This window comes from Bradyrhizobium sp. HKCCYLRH2015, assembly GCF_051168215.1.
Lineage (GTDB): Bacteria > Pseudomonadota > Alphaproteobacteria > Rhizobiales > Xanthobacteraceae > Bradyrhizobium.
Genome location: NZ_JBNPUO010000001.1, coordinates 396,442 through 414,988, shown reverse-complemented (window position 1 = coordinate 414,988; position 18,547 = coordinate 396,442). Strand labels below are relative to the sequence as shown.

The window sequence follows — 18,547 nt, the reverse complement described above, 5'->3', positions numbered from 1 at the left end:
GGGAGGCGCGCATCTCAGCTGCCCGAGGCTGCGCGATCGATGAACAGGCTGCCCTTGGTGACGATCTGCTCGCCTGCGCTCAGATTGCTTTCGACGGCGACCTGATCGCCATTGATCAGACCGGTCTTGATCTTGCGCAGCTCGATCGACTTGTCGGGACGGGCGACCCAGACGCGAACCTGGTTGCCTTCGTAGATCAGCGCCTGTCGGGGCACCGCGACGGCGGGTTGCTCGCCTGGCGAATAGATCGTCACATTGGCGAACATCTCCGGCTTCAGCAGGCCGTCCTTGTTGTCGATGGTCGCCCGGACGAGCAGCCGGCGGCTCGCCGGGTCGATCGAAGCGGCGACGTAGTTGATGCTGGCCTTGAGCGGCCGGCCGGGCAGCGCCAGCACGTTGACGAGGATTTCCTCGCCGATGTTCACCAGCGCCGCATCGCTCTCACGGACGAACGCGGTCAGCCAGACGGTGGAGAGATCGCCGATCACGAACACCGGGTCGCTCGCGCCGGAGTTTACGTATTGTCCGGGGCCGACCTTGCGCTGCACGACCGTGCCGGCGATCGGCGAATAGATCGTGATCTCGCGGTCGATCACGCCCTTGCTCTGGAAATCGGTGATCGCGGCATCCGTGAAGCCGAGGATGCGCAGCTTGTTGCGGGCGGCCTCCAGCGCCGTTTGTGACGACCGCATGTCATTCTGGGCCTGAACGGAGGTCGCCTCCGCCTGCTGGAAATCCTTCAGCGGGATGGCCCTGCCTTCAAACAGGTCCTTGGCGCGCTTGTACTGGATGTCGGCGAGATCGAGCGCGGACTTCGCCTTGTTCATCGAGGTGATGGCCGCAATGAAATCGTTCTGGGCCTGCACCGTGTCGGCGGCCTCGATCACGAACAGCGGCTGGCCCTGCTTGACGTTGTCGCCCGGGCGGGCCAACAGCTTGGTGACGCGGCCGGCATAGGGCGAGAACACCGGCGTCGAGCGGTCCTCGTCGACGGCAACCTTGCCCTCGGTGACGTGCTCGGCACGGAAAATCTTGTCGCAGACCGGCTCGATCGTCAGCGTCGCCCATTCCGCCGCCGATGGCGTGAAAGTGGTGCCGTTGCGCTTGGACTGGCTGGAGAGCTCGATATTGTCTTTCGCAGCCGATCCCGACTGGAATTGCGTATAGCCATAGCCGCCCGCGCCGGCCACCGCCAGGGCAGTCAGGCCGATCAGCAGCCGCTTGGTGCTGAGCATCTGCGGGGATGGGTTCATGTCAGACGCCATGGCTGGTCAGATAGGCTCGCTTTATCTGTCGACGATTCCGGCTCTGGCGGTCTCATCGTGGCGCTAATAGTGCGGAACTGGAGCTTTAAACAACCTAAAAATCGCCCAACTCGTCCCTGTTTTGCTTTAAAAATTTGAAAGTTCAACGACAGCCGTTCAGCTTGCATTCAGCTCGTTCCGGGCAATCGCGGTTACACCGCGGCGCACCATGGACGCATCGACGGCGCCGCGGATCGCCGGGACGGTGTCGCCGGTCGATGAGCCAACCTCCGCGGGTACGCCCCTACTCCGGCCTCACCTTTTGTGCTCCGGCTCGGGCGAGATCGCAACGTCGTGCGTGTTCGCGAAAATCGAGTCATGGTTTCCATGGCCCTGCGATGGCTGGCGGCCATGCGATCATCGATGGCAGCCTCGATCAGGTGACTGGGACGCGCACATGAAGACGCAGTCTCGCGGCGCAGATGCGTCCGAGTCTTGCTGATTTTCTTGCCGATCGCTTCACCCTCTCGTGAAGAGGGCGCAGGGAAGGCCAGGCGCCGGCTGGCGCCTGCGGCCCGCCTGCGAAAAGAATGCAGGCGGCAGGTACCACAGGTGCAGCCGAGAACGCCCGGCCTTCCCTGCGCGATGGTTTTCACGGTTATAGCGCGCTCTCCCCGGTGTCCGGCTTGATAGCCACCGTCGTCGGCGGGATCATCACCCGCGGACTTAGCGCCAGCGTCGGGGCGCCAGGACCACACGCCTTCCCGTCCGTGCCACGCCGTTCGTCCGCGTAGCCAAGCTACGCTGCGGCATGAACACAGCCATCGCTCCCCGCCCCGCGTGTCGTGACGATCGCGCGCTACGCCCCTTCTTCATGGAGCGGGATGCGCGGAATAGAGCATGATTTCTGAAAAAATGAAAGAGGAATTTTGGAGTGGAGCGAAGTTTTCCGGATTTCTGAATTCCAATGATGCGACCTCTGCCGGTGGGCAGGTCGCGCAGCGCCGTTATCAGCTTAAGTTAGGTCCTGGATGCGCTGTGAGATACAGCGCCCTCTCCCCTTGTGGGAGAGGGCATCTCCGACCTGTCCACAAACGCGATTGGGTGAGGGGTATCTCTCCGAAAGCAACGACCGTGGAGACAGACCCCTCACCCAACCGAACTTGCCGCACCTTCCTACATGCCCTCTCCCACAAGGGGAGAGGGCGCATTCACTTGCACTGCGCACGATCTTTCAACGTGCAAACACCGCGATGATAATTCCAATCGTTGATGCGGATCGTCATTGCACTTGGTGGAGGAAGTTACTTCGGGCGATGCGAAGCATCGCACGAAACACCGCGCCCAACATGTTAGGCGAGCCATGTGGCAACACCTCTCCGTACCTCAATGAAAATCCCGCGAGCGCGGCAGGATGCGGACGTTGCGGGGGTGGCTGACGCGCTGGGAGGGAGTGTCGGGGTGGTCGCGGCGGTCGTCGTTGAGCGGCTCGGCGGGCGTGGCGCCATGAGGGACGGCGCCGAGGCGGTCGTCTGACAGCAAGGTGAGATCGGCGCTGCGGTCGACCAGGCTGATGGCGACGAGATGAACGACTTTCTCGGGGCTGCTCTGGATGCGGCCTTCGACCAGCACGAGGCGCGCACCCATCACTTCCTTGCGGAAGGTCTCCATCACCTTCGGCCAAACCACGATGTTGGCGATCCCGGTCTCGTCCTCCAGTGTCATGAACACGACGCCTTTGGCGCTGCCGGGCCGCTGCCGCACCAGCACGACGCCAGCACAGCGGACGCGGCGCCGATCGTTGGCGTGGTTGACGTCGCGGCAGGCCAGCACGCCTTCGGCAGCGAAGCGCTGGCGCAGGAACTCCATCGGGTGGCCTTTCAACGACAGGCGGATGGTCTGATAGTCCGCGACGACGTGCTCCGGCAGCGGCATCTCGGGCAGCGGCTTGGCGCCCTCGTCCGGCTGCTCGCGGGCGATGGCGGCCTCGAACAGCGGCAGCGGCACGTCGTCGGGCAGCCGGCGCACGGCCCAGAGCGCGGCGCGACGGTCGAGCCCGAGCGATCGGAACGCATCGGCATCGGCCAGCAGCAGCAGCGCGCGCTTGGGCAGCGCAGTGTCGCGGGCGAAGTCTTCCAGCGAGGTGAACGGTCCGCGGGCGCGGGCCTTGATGATGCGGTCGGCCCAGTCGTCTTCGCGGTCGTCGTTTGGGAGTGACAAGTGAATTTGTTGCTCGTTGTCATTCCAAGGCGAAGCGACAGCGTCGAGCCCTCGAAACGCATCAAGTCTTTGTGAGTCACCCGCTGTATCCCCACCGTCATTCCGGGATGCGCCCTCTTGGGCGCAGGCCCGGAATGACACCGGGGAGACAGCTGGCAATAAAGGTGTGGAATCAGCCAGCGTCTCTCTCCGCATCTTCTCCGACAATTTCCTGATCCGTTCCTCGTCGCGGTCGATCCAGCGGAAGCCGTCGATCTGGCGGAAGCCGAGGCGGACGGCGCAGTATTTGTCGTTCGTGTTCTCCAGCGTGTTGTCGGCGAAGCTGTGGGACACGTCGATGTTGCGGATCTCGACGCCGTTCTTGTGGGCGTCGCCGACGATCTGCGCCGGGGCATAGAATCCCATCGGCTGCGAGTTCAGCAACGCGCAGCAGAACGCATCCGGATGGAAGCATTTCAGCCAGGACGAGACATAGACCAGTTGCGCAAAGCTCGCGGCATGGCTCTCCGGAAAGCCATAGGAGCCAAAGCCCTTGATCTGGTCGAAGCAGCTCTTGGCGAAGGCCGGATCATAGCCGCGCGCGATCATGCTCGTGACCATCTTCTCCTCATAGGAGCCGATGGTGCCGACGTTGCGGAACGTCGCCATCGCGCGGCGCAGGCCGTTCGCCTCCTCCGGCGAGAACTTTGCCGCCTCGATCGCGATCCGCATCGCCTGCTCCTGGAACAAAGGCACGCCGAGCGTCTTGTGCAGCACCTTGTAGAGTTCGTCCGCCGGGCCGTGATCGGGCGACGGCGACGGATAGGTCACCTTTTCCTGATTGTTCCGACGTCGCAGATACGGATGCACCATATCGCCCTGGATCGGCCCGGGCCGGACGATCGCAACCTCGATCACGAGGTCGTAGAAGGTGCGCGGCTTCAGCCGCGGCAGCATGTTCATCTGCGCCCGGCTCTCGACCTGGAACACGCCGAGCGACTCGCCCTTGCACAGCATGTCGTAGACTCTGGAATCCTCCCGCGGCACCGACGCCAGATCGTGATGAATATGCTTATGCTGCTCGATCAGCGCAAAGCTCTTGCGGATGCAGGTCAGCATGCCCAGCGCGAGCACGTCGACCTTCATCATGCTGAGCGCATCGACGTCGTCCTTGTCCCATTCGATGAAGGTGCGGTCGTCCATCGCGGCATTGCCGATCGGCACGTAGCTGTCGAGCCGATCCTGCGTCAGCACGTAGCCGCCGACATGCTGAGACAGATGGCGCGGAAAGGTGATCAGCTCCCCCGCCAGCTCCACCGCGCGACGGATCATCGGGTTGGCGGGATCGAGCCCGGCCTGGCGCACCTGCATGTCCGACAGGCCGTCGCCCCAACTGCCCCACACGGTGTCGGCGAGCACGGAGGTGACGTCTTCGGTCAGGCCGAGCGCCTTGCCGACGTCGCGGATGGCGCTGCGCGGGCGATAATGGATGACGGTGGCGATGATCGCCGCACGGTGGCGGCCGTAGCGGCGATAGACATATTGCATCACCTCCTCGCGCCGCGAATGCTCGAAATCGACGTCGATATCCGGCGGCTCCAGCCGCTCCTTGGAGATGAAGCGCTCGAACAGCAGATCGATCTTGGTTGGATCGACCGAGGTGATGCCGAGCACGTAGCACACGGCCGAATTCGCCGCGGAGCCGCGGCCCTGGCACAGGATGCCCTGGCTGCGGGCATAGCGGACGATGTCGTGGACGGTGAGGAAGTAATGCGCGTAGTTGAGCTCGGCGATCAGCGCCAGCTCCTTGTCGAGAACAGCGCGCAGCTTGTCATCGAGATGGTCGCCGAAACAGGTCTTGGCGCCGGCCCAGGTCAAATCCTGCAGATGCCCCTGCGCGGTCTTGCCGGGAGGCACCGGCTCGTCCGGATATTGGTATTTGAGCTGGTCGAGCGAGAAGACGATGCGGTCGGTGAAACGGATGGTCTCGGTCACAGCGTCGGGGTGGTCACGGAACAGCCGCGCCATTTCGTGGCCCGGCTTGAGATGGCGCTCGGCATTGGCCTGGAGCCTTCGGCCGATGGTCTCGATCGAGGCTTTCTCGCGGATGCAGGTGAGCACATCCTGCAGCATGCGCTGCTGCGGATGATGATAGAGGACGTCGTTGGTGGCGATCAGCGGCACTTTGCTGGACGCCGCAAGGCGCGCGAGCCGCGCCAGCCGGCGGCGGTCGTCGCCACGATACAGCAGGCTGCCGGCCAGCCACACGCCTTCGGCGGGGCTGTCTTTCAGCCGTGCCAGGATTTTGCCGAGCACAGCCTCGTCGAAGCGATGCGGCGGCATCAGCACCACGAGCTGGCCTTCGATGAACTCGAACAGATCCTCGAAACTCAGGCGGCAGTCGCCCTTGGCGACCTTGTCGAGATCGCTGCCGCGCTTGCCGCGGGTGAGCAGTTGGCACAGCCGGCCGTAGGCGGCGCGGTCGCGCGGATAGACCAGGATGTCCGGCGTGCCGCAGGTGAACACCAGCCGCGCGCCGTAGAGCAGCTTCGGCTTGCAGCTCAGCCGGTCGCTACTCAGCTCGCTATAGGCGCGGACGATGCCGGCGAGCGTGTTGTGGTCGGCGATGCCGATGGCGGTGAGGCGATACTCGGCGGCCTGATGCACATAGTCCTGCGGATGCGAGCCGCCGTGCAGGAAGGAAAAATTGGTGGTGATGCCGATCTCGGCATAGGGGATGGAGGTCATGGCGGAGGCGCTCGTGCTGGAATAGCGGCGGCCCTGCACCCCCAGTCGTCATGCCCGGGCTTGTCCCGGGCATCCACGTCGCTCCCAGGATGCCGAACGACGTGGATGGCCGGGACAAGCCCGGCCATGACGGAGTCAATAATTGAGCGGGTCGCTGGTCGCGACAGCCCCATATCCTCATATGGAATGGACCTGCCCCTCATGCGAACAGCCCGTGCATGTACCAGGCGGGCTGCATCGGCAAACCGTTCTCCGGCTGCTCGAGCTCGCGGTCATACAGACCGTCGCGGTAGAGCCAGAAGCGCAGGCCGTGCTCGTCCTCGACGCGGAAATAGTCACGCGTGAGGCCCCGCCCGTCCGGCCGCCACCATTCCATCGCGATGCGCTCCGGGCCTTCGGCGCGCACCACCGCATGCGCGGCACGACGCCAGACGAAGCGCGCGGGCGGGCCGTCGGGCACACCGGCGATCACTTGAATCGCCTCGGGACGCGCGAACAGCCGCAAGGGCCGCAGCGGCGGCTCGCCTTCGCTGCGCTCCGGCCAGTCGGCAACATTCGAAGCCGCCAGATGCTGCTGCGCCGGCAGCGGCAGCGCCGCGCGTTCCGGAATATGCGTGTCCACCGGCAGATGCACGACCACACGCTTGCCGCCGATGCGCGCGGCGATGCGGTCGATCAAGGCCGACAGTTCGTCATTGTCATGGACATGGGCATCGAGATCGCGCTGCTGCTGCACCACGATCTCGCTGCGGCTGGCCGACAGCCGGATCATGTCGAAGCCGAAGCCGGGATCGAGCGGATCGTTCAGCGCCTCGAGCCGTTCGCGAAACAGCCGGTCGATGACGGCGGCCTCGGTGACCGGCTGGCCGGTGTCGACCGCGATGACGCGCACCAGCCCATCGGTGCGGAAGAAGCAGGCCTCCAGCCGCCGCGCGCCCTTGCCCTGCTGTGCCATCGCCGCCACCAGCATCGCGGCCAGGCTGGAGAGGCTGGCCGCGATCACGGTGTCGGTCGCGACCGGCTCGGCGAAGCGCTTGTCGACGATGTAGTCCGGCGGGACTTTGCGCGGGCTGATCGGCGCATCGGCCTCGCCCAGCGCCTGCGCCAGCACACGGGTGAAAGCGGCGCCGAACCGCGCGGTGATCTCGTTGCGGCCGCGCGCGGCGACGTCGCCGATCGTCTTCAAGCCGGCGCGGCGCAGGCCGAGCGTGATCGCCTCGCTGCCGCCCAGCGCGGCCACCGGCAGCGGCGCCACCGCAGTCGCCTCCTCGCCATCAGGCACGATGCGGCCGTGCACCTGCCGGTTCAGCGTCCGCGCGCAGACGGCGTTGGAGGCGATCGCCGCCGACACAATGAGGCCGTGCGCGGTCAGCGCGTCGCAGACCGACCGCATCAGTCTGGCTTCGCCGCCGAACAGATGCACGCAGCCGGTGATGTCGAGCAAAAGCCCATGCGGGGGATCGAGCGCCACCAGCGGCGTGAAGCGGTCGCACCAGTCGGCGATGCCCTCCAGCATCTTTGCATCAGCCGCCAAATCCGCCTCGTGCACGACGAGATCGGGACAGACCGCGCGGGCATTCGCCAAGGGCTGGCCGAGGCTGACGCCGTGACGCGCCGCCGCCTCGTCCAACGAATGGATCAGCAGCATATTGGCATCCTTGAGGACGACGGCCTGCGGAAGGCCATCATGCGGATCGGCGGCGCGGCTGCGCTTGATGCGATCGATGGGCAGGCGCGGCAGCCACAAGCTGAGGATCCGCCGCCGGTTCATTGAAACGGCATGCATCGGGGGTCCACTCCATGATCCATCGTCCGGTCTGGCCGTGACGGTTGCGAATGAGCTCGGCATCGAGGCGCGGCGCGCCCCACGCCATCCAGGGCGCCGAGGGCAGCGACGGCGCGGTGCGGACGATCCAGCGCGTCTCGGCGGTCGAGGGCTCGGGCGTGGCCGCGATGCGCAGCATGAGCGCCGTCACCCCGGACTCCTGCGCCGCCAGGGTCAGCTTGCGGCTGGCGACGAGATCGAGCTTTTGCGTCTCGCCCCACACCTCCAGCATCACACCGCCCAGCGCATCGCAGGCGAGCGCGTCGGCGGCGGTGCGCAGGGCGTGATCGAGATCGGGCGCGCGCACGATCACGATCCGACGCGGATCGAGGCCGAGCTCGGCGAGCCCGCTCATCGACAGCGCGCCCATCTCGCGCTCGGCGAAATCCTGCCGGATCCAGATCAGCGGCCGGCGCGCGGCGACACGCGCGGCAAGCCCGCACAGAAAACCGGTCGCGGCCGCCGCCTGGCGGCCGGTCTCGGCGAACACCTCATGCAGCGCGCCGGTGGCGAGCCCACCCTGCAGCACCGCATCGGCCGCGTCATGGCCGAGCGCGACCCGGCGCAAATCATGTGCGCCATCTCCCGCCTCGAGACGGGCAATGCGGCCGCGCAGACGCGCGAGCGTATCCATGCGTGCGCCGGTCATCCGTCGCCGCTCCTCTTCAATCCATCGTGCGGGCGCTGCCGTTCTCAAGTGAAGCAGGCAGTTGAACCCGCGACGACCCTCTTTGTTCATGATACGTTCTAATATAAAGCTAACGCCTTCGAGAGAGTCAATCGGGATTGCCCCGGATACGATTCAACGAATGGAATCAAAGGGATTCAAAGGTATGGAGCTGCTCCGCAAGCTGGAGATCCTGGCCGATGCCGCCAAGTACGACGCGTCCTGCGCCTCCAGCGGTACTGAGATGCGGGATTCCCGCGACGGCAAGGGTCTCGGCTCGACCGCGCCCGGCATGGGCATCTGCCATTCCTATGCGCCGGACGGACGCTGCATCTCGCTGCTCAAGGTTCTGCTGACCAATGCCTGCAACTACGACTGCCTGTATTGCGTCAACCGCGCCTCCTCCAACGTGCCGCGCGCCCGCTTCACGGTCGACGAGGTGGTGAAGCTCACCATCGACTTCTATCGCCGCAACTACATCGAGGGGCTATTCCTGTCGTCGGGCATCATCCGCAGCCCGGACTACACGATGGAGCAGGTCGTGAGCGTCGCGCGCAAGCTGCGCGAGGAGCATCGCTTCCGCGGCTACATCCATCTGAAGACGATTCCCGAAGCCGACGAGGCGCTGATCGCGGAAGCCGGCCGCTACGCCGACCGGCTCAGCATCAACATCGAGACGCCGCTGGAAGAGAGCCTGACGCAGCTCGCGCCGGAGAAGGACCAGCGCGCGATCCGCCGCACCATGGGCCGTCTCAGGCTGAAGCTCGACGAGACGGCGGAAGCCAAGAAGACGGTGCGCCGGGCGAAGCCGCCGCGCTTTGCGCCGGCCGGCCAGAGCACGCAGATGATCGTCGGCGCCGACGCGGCCAACGACCGCGTCATCCTGTCGACCTCGGCCAATCTCTACGGCGCCTACAAGCTCAAGCGCGTGTATTACTCCGCCTTCAGCCCGATCCCCGATGCCAGCCGCGCGCTGCCGCTGCAGGCCCCGCCTCTGGTGCGCGAGCACCGGCTGTACCAGGCCGACTGGCTGATGCGGTTCTACGGCTTCGACGCCGACGAGATCGTCGAGGAGAACGAGGGCATGCTGCCGCTCGACATCGACCCCAAGCTTGCCTGGGCGCTGCGCCACCGCGACCGCTTCCCGCTCGACATCAACACCGCAAGCCACGAGGAGCTGCTGCGCGTACCCGGCTTCGGCACCCGCACCGTGCAGCGCATCCTCGCGACCCGGCGCACCACCACGATCCGCCTTGCGGATCTCGCCCGGCTCAACGTCGTCCGGAACAAGGCGCTGCCGTTCATCGTTCTCTCCGACCACCGGCCGTCTCCGTCTTTGCTCGACGGTGCCAGCCTCAGAGCCCGGCTGCGGCCGAAACCGCAGCAGCTGGGATTTGGATTTTGACGGAAGCCGTCATCGCGAGCGCAGCGACGCGATCCAGGGGCGACACGACGACTCTGGATTGCTTCGTCCTCGCAATGACGTGAGGAGACAAATGCACGTCGTAACCCTCGACAGCGACACCGATTTCGACGGCTGGCGCCGGGCGGCGCGGGCGCTGGCGATGAACGACGTCAGGCCGGCGGATGTCACCTGGCGCGTCAAGGGCGCGGCGCCCGATCTGTTCGACGACCATGCTGACACCCAGCTGCCCGAGGTGCCCAAGGGCGCGTTTTCGGTGCCGGCGAGCTTCATGGAGCTTGCTGAAAGCGCGATCCTGCACAGCGACCCCAGCCGCTTCACCCTGCTCTACCGGCTGCTGTGGCGTCTGCGGACCAACCACGATCTCATGGACATCGCCACCGATCCCGACGTCGCGCAGGCCAATGCGCTGGCGCGCGCGGTGCGCCGCGACGTCCACAAGATGCACGCCTTCGTCCGTTTCCGCGAGGTCGGCCGCGAGCGCGAGTCACGCTACGTCGCCTGGTTCGAGCCGGAGCATCACATCGTCGAGCGCGCCGCGCCGTTCTTCGCCCGGCGCTTCGCCGACATGCCCTGGTCGATCCTCACCCCGGAAATCTGCGCGCATTGGGACGGCAGCCACGTCTCGTTCACGCCGGGTGTGAGCAAGGCCGAAGCGCCGTCGGAAGACCGCCTCGAAGAGGTGTGGCTGCGCTATTATGCCAGCATTTTCAATCCGGCACGGCTCAAAGTGAAGGCAATGGAAAAGGAGATGCCGAAGAAATATTGGCAGAACCTGCCCGAGGCCAAGCTGATCCAGCCGCTGATCGCGGCTGCCGCCCGGCGCACCACCGAGATGATCGCCGAACCTGGCACCGAACCGCACAAGCCACAGAAGCGCGTCGAGGAGACCGCGATGACCCGCAAGCCGAAAGCCCACGCGCATGCTGCTGCTGAGACCTCACGTGATGTTGTCGCCGCCGACCTTGAGACCTTGCGTGAAGAAGCCGCGTCCTGCCGCGCCTGCCCGCTGTGGAAGGATGCGACCCAGACCGTGTTCGGGGAAGGTCCTGAGCATGCGCCGCTGATGCTGGTCGGCGAGCAGCCGGGCGACAAGGAGGATCTGGCCGGCCATCCGTTCGTCGGCCCGGCGGGACAGATGCTCGACCGTGCGCTCGCAGAGGCCGGCATCGACCGGTCCAAGGTCTACGTCACCAATGCGGTGAAGCATTTCAAGTTCGTGCCGCGCGGCAAGATCCGGCTGCACCAGAAGCCGGCCACGCCGGAGATCAAGGCCTGCCGGCAATGGTACGAGCGCGAGCTCGCCGCCGTCCGGCCCGCTCTGGTCGTGGCGCTGGGTGCCACCGCGGCGCAGTCGGTGTTCGGCAAGATCACCCAGGTCACCAAGAATCGCGGCCATGTGGTCGACCTGCCCGATGGTGTCAGGGCGATGATCACGGTGCACCCGTCCTATCTCTTGCGCCTGCCCGACGCCGACGCCAAGGCGCGTGAATACGAACTCTTCGTGCAAGACCTGAAGATCGCCGCCGCCGCGCTCAAGCGCGCCCACGCGGCATGACCGCCTCCCCGCCATCGGGCGTGAAGCACGACGCGGCAACCGTCGGTCAGGATTTGCGCGACGTGTAAACGTGCTCGCGCAGCAGGGCCTGGATCAGCGCGGCGCGATCCGGAAACCCGAGCGATCCCGCCAGCTCCGCCTCGTCCCAGCCTCCGTCGCCGGGCGCTGCCGGCAGATATCTCGCCATCAGCTCGTCCTCGCTGATCCCGAAATCGGCCGGACAGCCGCCGCCATCGATCTCCGCCTGCTTCAGCACCTCGCATTTGTCGCGTGCGCGCGCCAGCAGATCCTCGAAATGGCCGTCGATCCGGGCCCAGTCGGCCAGCGCATTCAGGGCCGAGCCGTTGAGCCCCTTCCTGAACGAGCGTATGCGCGCCTCGTCCAGCATCAGCTCCAGAAACTCCGAGCGGGTCAGGCCGTTGCGCGCGATCCACGCCTCGAGCTCGGCCGGGTCCATCAGATCCCTGCTCTGGCGAAACCGGATGATCTCCGCGCTCAGCGCCTGGGCGTCGACCCTGACGCCGCGGCGCTTGGCCTCCGATGCGGCGAGAAATCGCGCGATCGCCTTGTCGGACAGGTCGCCGCCGCGCGCCGCCAGCAGCCGCAGCTCGTCCATCAGTTGCGGCGTCCCGTCCGGGATGCCGGACTCGCGTTCTGCGGCCGCCGAGCGCTGCGCGTCCTGGATCAGCCCGTCCCACAACTGCGTGTGTTCGAAGGCGTACTCGACCGCCTTGGGCACCACGTCTCCGGCGAACCGGCGCCGCATCGTCCGCAGCATCTCCAGCGCGTCCTCGCGCTTCTGGTCGATGCGGTGATCCGGCAGCCAGGCCTCGAGCGCGGCGATCTCCTGCGACGTCAGGCGGCCATCGGACCGCGCGCCCTGCAGCAGCGCCGAGTAGCTGCGCTCGGGATAGAAGCTTGCCTTGCCGAGCGCCTCCAGGATCTGACGGGACGCCTCCGAGATCACCCCAGCGGCGACCGCCTTCTGCAGGGTGAAACGGATGTTGACCAGCGGCTCGGACAGCGCGGGAAAGCCGAGCTCCGCCGGCCCGTGAATCAGGGCGACCTCGTCGTCGGCCTCGAACACGCCGTCGCGATACGCCGCGAATACCTTGCCGACGCCCTCCATGCCGAACGCGTGCAGCTCGGCCGCGCGCAGCGCGCCCATGCTGGCGCTGCCGAACACGTGGATGCCGCTGGCCATCGCCCACAGGATCTCCTTGTGCCACACCGACGGCACCTGCTCGAAATAGCCGTCGATGATCCCGATCGCCGCAGGCTTCGCCAGCGCGGCGCGATAGACGTCGCCCTGCTGCACCGGCGGGAGATACTCCGCCTCCAATTCGAGCGCGGCGTCGCGCGGATGCAGCGTCGGCCCGGTGAACACGATGCATGTCATAGCGGATGCCCCGATGGCTGGCGCCGCGAGAGCTGATCATCGGCGAAGGCCCGCGCCCTCCGCCCCGGGCTGTAGTCCGGATTCTTGTCGAAGGTCTCTAGCCCTGGAATGACGACCCTCGCCACGGGGATCTCGAACCTGCTCTTGGTGAGATCGACCGCGATCACCTGCCGGACACCGGCGGATTGCAGCCGATCGAGAACCACGGCGAGGTCGTCGTTGAACGTCTCCGAGGCCAGCGACGGCGTTTCGCGCAGGCTTCGCGTCGGCGGGCTGGTTCGCAGCAACGCCCGCTGCTCGCCGAGAAACTGCGCGGCCAGCGCCGTCTCGTCATATTCCTCGCGAAACACGTCGTCGCGCGCCCCCGCGATCAGCGTCAGCCGGCTCTGCGCCGCTTCCGTCAGCGCGCGCAGGAAGGCGATCTCCGGCGACAGATGCGCGCCCATGCCCAACGCAGCATAGAGATCCCGCCCCAGCTCCTCGTCACGATCGAAGATCAGGCACTGGCAGGCGGCGAGCCCGACATCGGAGCTGATGTCCCACGCCACCACCTCGAGGCCCGCACGCTCGCACATCTCCAGCAGCCGCCTGTTGCCTTCGTCCTGAACCGTGTCGAGCGCGATGCGCCGGCCCTGCTGCTCGTCCGGACTGCGCAGGTGCCAGAGCGTGGTCGCATCGCGCTCCACGACCTCGCAGATGCCGTGCAGCAGCGCCTCGATCAGGTGGTTGCCGGACGCCAAGCCGTTCGACGACGAGATGAAGCTGCCGGCCGGCATTTCGGGGCGCGATGTCGAGAGGTTCACCATCTCGAACGGCACCCAGACATCGGCATCCGCAATCAGATCGCGGCCTTCGATCCACAGCATCTGCAGATCCGGATGGAAGCGGCCGCCGGCGATCAGCGGCAGGTCGGCGACGTCGACCACGTCATGGTCGCGGATCAGCTCGGCATAGGTCGCAAGCTTCAACGGCAGCGTGATCGTCTCGGCGTGAAACAGCTCGATCGATTCCATCAGGCCCGACGCCTTCGCGGCGTCCAGGGTCAACCCCTTGCCCTGCGACACCGAGACCGAGCGCGAGTTCGGCCGGCAGACCATGGTGACGGGAATGCCGACCCGGTCGAGGCCGGTGACGTCGGCCACCCGCGTGATCCCCATCTCGGCGAGGTAAGGACGCACCCGCTCCACCGTCTGCGACGGCGGCACCGACCGCTGCGTTCCCGATCGAAAGCTCTTCTGGACCGGACGCGCCAGACGATCCCGATGCAGTGCCGTTCCACTCCCCATCCTCAGCCTCCGCACTCAACCGTCACCGACGTCGTCGTCGCATCAGCCCGCATGGCGGACATCGGCAAAGGCGCCGACGACGACGTTCTGCATCTCCTCGATCGTCTTCTGCACATCGGCATCGACCACCGATGAAAACCCCGCGATGCTGTCGAGCAGCGGCTGCTTGCAGAAGCCGCGCAGGCAGAGCTGGATGCGCTTGATTGCGACGCCCTGCTCGAACGCGCCGGACTGCATCGCCCGGCTCCAGAAATGCAGCAGGCCGTACCAGACGAAACAGGCCTGCAGGAACGACGGAAACGGCAGCCGGCTGCCGCTCCAGGGCGAGGTGATGCGCGGCAGCGAGCCCTTCGCCGTCGACTCGAGGAACCAGGGCTGCTCCTGCTCCTGCATGTAGAGCAGCGCGTGGATGCCCTCATGGACGAGCGCATCGGCGATGTGGGATTCGTCGATCTCGGGTAGATGCGGATTGGCGAGGAAGGTGCGGCCGATGTAGTAGCCGTTCGATCCCGACGAGAAGCTGCCCGGGCTTTCCGGGTCCTTCTGCAGGATGAGGGCGATGTTGAAGCGGGCGACGAAACGGGGAAGCCCCGGCTCGGTCCGCTCGAGCGCCGCCCGCGACCGTCGCAGCAGATCGTGCAGCCGGTCGATTTCGCCGTCCGAGAACGGCGGGCGCGGCGGCGGGACCGGCCGGTCCTGGCCGGACAGGTCCACCCGGAGCGCATGCGGGCTGCCGTAATCGGTCACCGGCATGCCCTCGACCTGGGGCCAGATGCAGACGCCGTCACGCAGATAGCCGCGGTCGCCGAGCGCGGTCCACACCTCCCGGTCGGCGGCGACGTCGAGCCCCTGGCGCAACGCTTCGGCCACGAAGGCATCGCGCAGAAATCGCCCTTTGTCCTCGGCGTGCCGGCCCGGCGCCGACAACAGACGGAACGAGGTCTCGGGGGCATCGAGAATCCGCATGAAGCCATCGTCCGCGACGCGATCCATCAGGCTGCGCAGATCGTCCCCGCCCGCGGGACCGTCGCGGCAGATCTCCCCCACGGCTTCGCCCAGCTTCTGCGCGAGCCGGTCGCCATAGGTGGCAAGCACGCCGTCGCATACCGCGTCGTAATCGTTCCAGCTGAGAACGTCGGGCATCCGGGTGATCGTCATCGCGCGCACTCCTTCCGCTTCCGCGTTCCACTCTCAACCGCGCCGCCCGATCGCAGGCCCCGGCGCGATCGCTCATGAGACGGCGATCAAGGTCCCGCCTCAGCCGATGGCCGGTAACTCCTGCTGCAACCCCACCGCCCGCTGCAGCGCCATGTCGATGAAATGGGCCCGGCGGAGCTTCGTTTCTTCCACCGACGTCCCCAGCCGTTCGCGGATGTGATCGAACAGTTTCAGGAGATCGGCGCACCACACCGTCGGATTGTTGAAGCCGGTCCGCGACGCATAGCGATGCGGAAGATAGCCGCCGGCACAGGTGTCGCGCTCGCGGCAGGCGCGGCAGCCGTCGGGCAGCGGCAGGCCCTCGAACACCGCGGCGCGGTGAAACGCGCCGGCGTGCTGGACGTCCATGAAGTCGGAGGTCCGCACGTTCAGGCCGGTGCGCGCGGCGCCGTCGTAGCAGACCCGCAGCACATCCAGCCCTTCGATCTCGCCATCGGTGTTGACGAACAGGAAGGTCAGCGGCTGGTTGCCGAGCATGTCGATGCGGCTCTCGCCGCCCTGAACGAGCCAGGCGATGTTCCAGAAAATCTTGATCCGGAGATCCAGCGTGCCCTCCCGCCACCAATCCTCGAAGATCGGGATCAGGAAATCGGCACAGGGTGTCGGCCCATAACGGTCGCGAACCGCAGCGATGGTGTCATGGGTGAAATCCGGCAGCAGATAGTCGATGGAGGCCGGTCCCAGGCTCGTCAGATGACGATGCACCGCGGCGCCGCTGGCCCCGAGCTGGATCACCGACAGGAAGCGCAGCGGAATTCCGGCGCGGCGCAGCACCGAAAGGCCCTGCTCGACGTCGCGATAGGAGCCCCGCCCGGCATGATCGACACGCAGGGAATCATGCACGTCCGGCGTTCCGTCGATGCTGATCCCGAGATCGATGTCGAACCTCTTGATGATCTCGGCCCAGCCGTCGTCGAGCAGTGTGCCGTTGGTCTGCATGCAGAGCTGCACCCGCGCGATGCCCGCCAGCGCGTCCTTGATCTTCTGGCACCAGGAGCTGAACCGCTCATGCTTGACCAGGCACGGCTCGCCGCCATGAAAGGTGATCGTCAAATAGGTCTGGCCTGTTGCCAGGCAATGGCGGCGGATGCGGTCGATCGCGATCTCGACGACCTCGTCGTCCATGATCGCGGGGCGCTCTTTCCAGGTGCTGTCGCCCTTGTTGTAGACGTAGCAATAGGAGCAGTTCAGATTGCAACGCGACGCGACCTTGAACACGAAGTGAAGATGCGGACCGTCCTTCATTGGTAGGCTATCTCGGCGGTGCGATCGACGAAGATGCGGCCATCCTCGGTCAGGAACTGTCGGGCATCACCCAATACGACCTGCGCCTCCTTGAGCTTGGTCAGCATGTTGGCAAGCTCGGCATCATACTCGGCCGATCCGCCAAAACCCTGCTTCTCGGCCTCGCGATAGAAGGCACAGATGTAGGCGATGGCGTGAAACGCCAGCAGGATCCCGCGCAGGGGCCGCGGCTCCGGTCGCAGCGGCGATGCGTAGCGGCCCTGGTGCTGCGGATCGACCAGGGGTCCAGAGGCCTCCGCCATGAACAGATGCAGATGCGCGGATTCGTGGACGATGGCCTCCATCACCTGCATCAGCCCGCCGAACAGATCGGCATAGACCATGCCGGGCACGTCGGCCTGCGATCCGCTGCGGAAATAAGATCGCTCGCTGCTGCGCAAGGGGATCAGGACGCGCGTCACATCGGACACCCAATTCACGCATTCGGGAAACTTCTTCGCGGCGGTCACGAGGATCTCCAGCGAGTTCGTCACCTCGCGCGTCATCCGGGCCTGCTCGTCGGCCGAGAGATCGGTGTGCTCGGCCCAGGTATCGGGGATCGGAAATCCCAGCGAGTGGCACCCCACATCGACGGATATGTCGTAGGGCCACTCCTTCATCGGAAGCAGTCCGGCCAGTTCGTTCAAGTCATACGTGCCGGCCTCGATCCGATAGCCTCCGACCGGCGACCATAAGGTCAGCGGCTCCGGCGCCGTCAGCGACGTGGACGCCGTCGGCGCATTGGCAGCCGTCCAGATCGCGACCTGCAGATCGCGCTGTGGACTCTTGTCGTGCCCCTCATAGGTGATGGCGTTCATGCAGGGATGGCGAAGCCAATCCGCTTCACGCGCATTGGCTTCGATGAGCGACGCCTTGAGCGGCTCGCAATCGAGGCCGAGGCGCTCCTCCGGTTGCCATCTCAGGATCTTGTCGTTGAATTTCTCATGCCAGGCAGATTTCGACGGTCGCCAAGTCCAAGCGTCACTCATGATCGAGCATGCCTCCGGAAATACGCCAACGAAGCCAGCCGCAAGCTTTCCTGCCGAGGCAGGACCGCAACCGATGCCGGTATCAAGAGCAGCTATCAGGAAAGCTCATGCGGACGACGGCGACCACGTCCCGTCATACGCAAATGGCCAGGCGCGGGCGGGCCACGACCAGTCACATCGGCAAGATCCGACATGGCAGGCCCGCTTCGCTTGGTCTGAGCCGAACGATCGGTCCGTTCACCTGGTCGATTTCGGCGCGGCCGGTGCCTGAGACACGTTGAACTGACCCTTGAGGTCCTTCACCGCCCGCACCTGCGTGAGGCGCTCCGCAAGAGCACCCAAGACCGCAGGATCGTTGGCGATTTCGCGTTCCATCTCGTCCGGACGCTCCATCGCCGCGAGGCGGCTGAAGACGATGCCGCGCGAAAACGGGTTGGTCTTGCTGAAGATCGCTCCGCGCGAGAATGGAACGCCTTCCGCCATGATGTCGATCTTCAGAGAGGCACGTGCAATCTCTGAATCTACTACGGATTTCAACGCAAGATCGACCTTCTTGCGCATTTCCGCCGGATCGCGATCAGCCATTCCTAAAACTCCCAGTCGGTTGAGAACCGCCATTCATTCAGAAAGGAAATAGCAACGTCCCGGTACAAGTCCTGTGACCTCGCGCCCTGAACTCACAGATCTTGGAACATTCGTCTTGGAGC

The 18,547-nt window shown here is 65.7% G+C and carries 12 protein-coding genes; 2 read left to right on the top strand and 10 right to left on the bottom strand.

The features are described from left to right. Positions 1-14: 14 nt before the first annotated feature. The 4 genes from ACQR1H_RS01740 to ACQR1H_RS01725 all read right to left on the bottom strand — a co-directional run bounded on the left by ACQR1H_RS01740 (position 15) and on the right by ACQR1H_RS01725 (position 8,665). Positions 15-1,253, bottom strand: coding sequence for an efflux RND transporter periplasmic adaptor subunit (locus ACQR1H_RS01740; RefSeq protein WP_410053178.1), 1,239 nt, complete (start codon positions 1,251-1,253; stop codon positions 15-17). Between the two features lie 1,377 nt (positions 1,254-2,630). Beyond that, positions 2,631-6,191, bottom strand: a complete 3,561-nt coding sequence (locus tag ACQR1H_RS01735) for an error-prone DNA polymerase (protein WP_316238778.1) — start codon at positions 6,189-6,191, stop codon at positions 2,631-2,633. Between the two features lie 199 nt (positions 6,192-6,390). Further along, entirely contained in the window at positions 6,391-7,977 is a 1,587-nt protein-coding gene (locus tag ACQR1H_RS01730; RefSeq protein WP_316238777.1) for a Y-family DNA polymerase, read from the bottom strand. Continuing rightward, positions 7,877-8,665 (bottom strand): ImuA family protein, encoded by a 789-nt coding sequence (locus ACQR1H_RS01725; protein ID WP_315801242.1) that lies wholly within the window; start codon positions 8,663-8,665, stop codon positions 7,877-7,879. The genes ACQR1H_RS01730 and ACQR1H_RS01725 overlap by 101 nt, the downstream gene beginning before the upstream one ends. A gap of 184 nt (positions 8,666-8,849) precedes the next feature. On the opposite strand from ACQR1H_RS01725, the gene ACQR1H_RS01720 reads away from it, so the two are divergent. Beyond that, positions 8,850-10,088: a putative DNA modification/repair radical SAM protein gene (locus ACQR1H_RS01720; protein WP_316218568.1), complete on the top strand. Its 1,239-nt coding sequence runs from the start codon at positions 8,850-8,852 to the stop codon at positions 10,086-10,088. Positions 10,089-10,179: 91 nt separating this feature from the next. Beyond that, the gene (locus ACQR1H_RS01715) at positions 10,180-11,664 is read left to right on the top strand and encodes a UdgX family uracil-DNA binding protein (RefSeq protein WP_316183639.1); all 1,485 of its coding nucleotides are present in this window, start codon (positions 10,180-10,182) and stop codon (positions 11,662-11,664) included. 46 nt (positions 11,665-11,710) lie between these two features. Here ACQR1H_RS01715 and ACQR1H_RS01710 read toward each other — a convergent pair whose 3' ends face one another. The 6 genes from ACQR1H_RS01710 to ACQR1H_RS01685 all read right to left on the bottom strand — a co-directional run bounded on the left by ACQR1H_RS01710 (position 11,711) and on the right by ACQR1H_RS01685 (position 18,425). Next, positions 11,711-13,063, bottom strand: a complete 1,353-nt coding sequence (locus tag ACQR1H_RS01710) for a TfuA-like protein (protein ID WP_434907036.1) — start codon at positions 13,061-13,063, stop codon at positions 11,711-11,713. Continuing rightward, positions 13,060-14,349: a YcaO-like family protein gene (locus tag ACQR1H_RS01705; protein WP_434840200.1), complete on the bottom strand. Its 1,290-nt coding sequence runs from the start codon at positions 14,347-14,349 to the stop codon at positions 13,060-13,062. Before ACQR1H_RS01705 ends, ACQR1H_RS01710 begins: the two co-directional genes overlap by 4 nt. 42 nt (positions 14,350-14,391) lie before the next feature. After that, positions 14,392-15,507, bottom strand: coding sequence for an aKG-HExxH-type peptide beta-hydroxylase (locus ACQR1H_RS01700; protein ID WP_434891055.1), 1,116 nt, complete (start codon positions 15,505-15,507; stop codon positions 14,392-14,394). A 99-nt stretch (positions 15,508-15,606) separates the two neighbouring features. Further along, complete coding sequence (locus ACQR1H_RS01695; RefSeq protein WP_434907035.1) at positions 15,607-16,812, bottom strand: radical SAM protein; 1,206 nt, start codon at positions 16,810-16,812, stop codon at positions 15,607-15,609. Then, positions 16,809-17,840: an aKG-HExxH-type peptide beta-hydroxylase gene (locus tag ACQR1H_RS01690; RefSeq protein WP_434907034.1), complete on the bottom strand. Its 1,032-nt coding sequence runs from the start codon at positions 17,838-17,840 to the stop codon at positions 16,809-16,811. The genes ACQR1H_RS01695 and ACQR1H_RS01690 overlap by 4 nt, the downstream gene beginning before the upstream one ends. A gap of 237 nt (positions 17,841-18,077) precedes the next feature. Further along, a complete protein-coding gene (locus ACQR1H_RS01685) occupies positions 18,078-18,425 on the bottom strand; it encodes a hypothetical protein (RefSeq protein ID WP_315801250.1) in 348 nt (115 codons plus the stop codon). Positions 18,426-18,547: the final 122 nt, after the last annotated feature.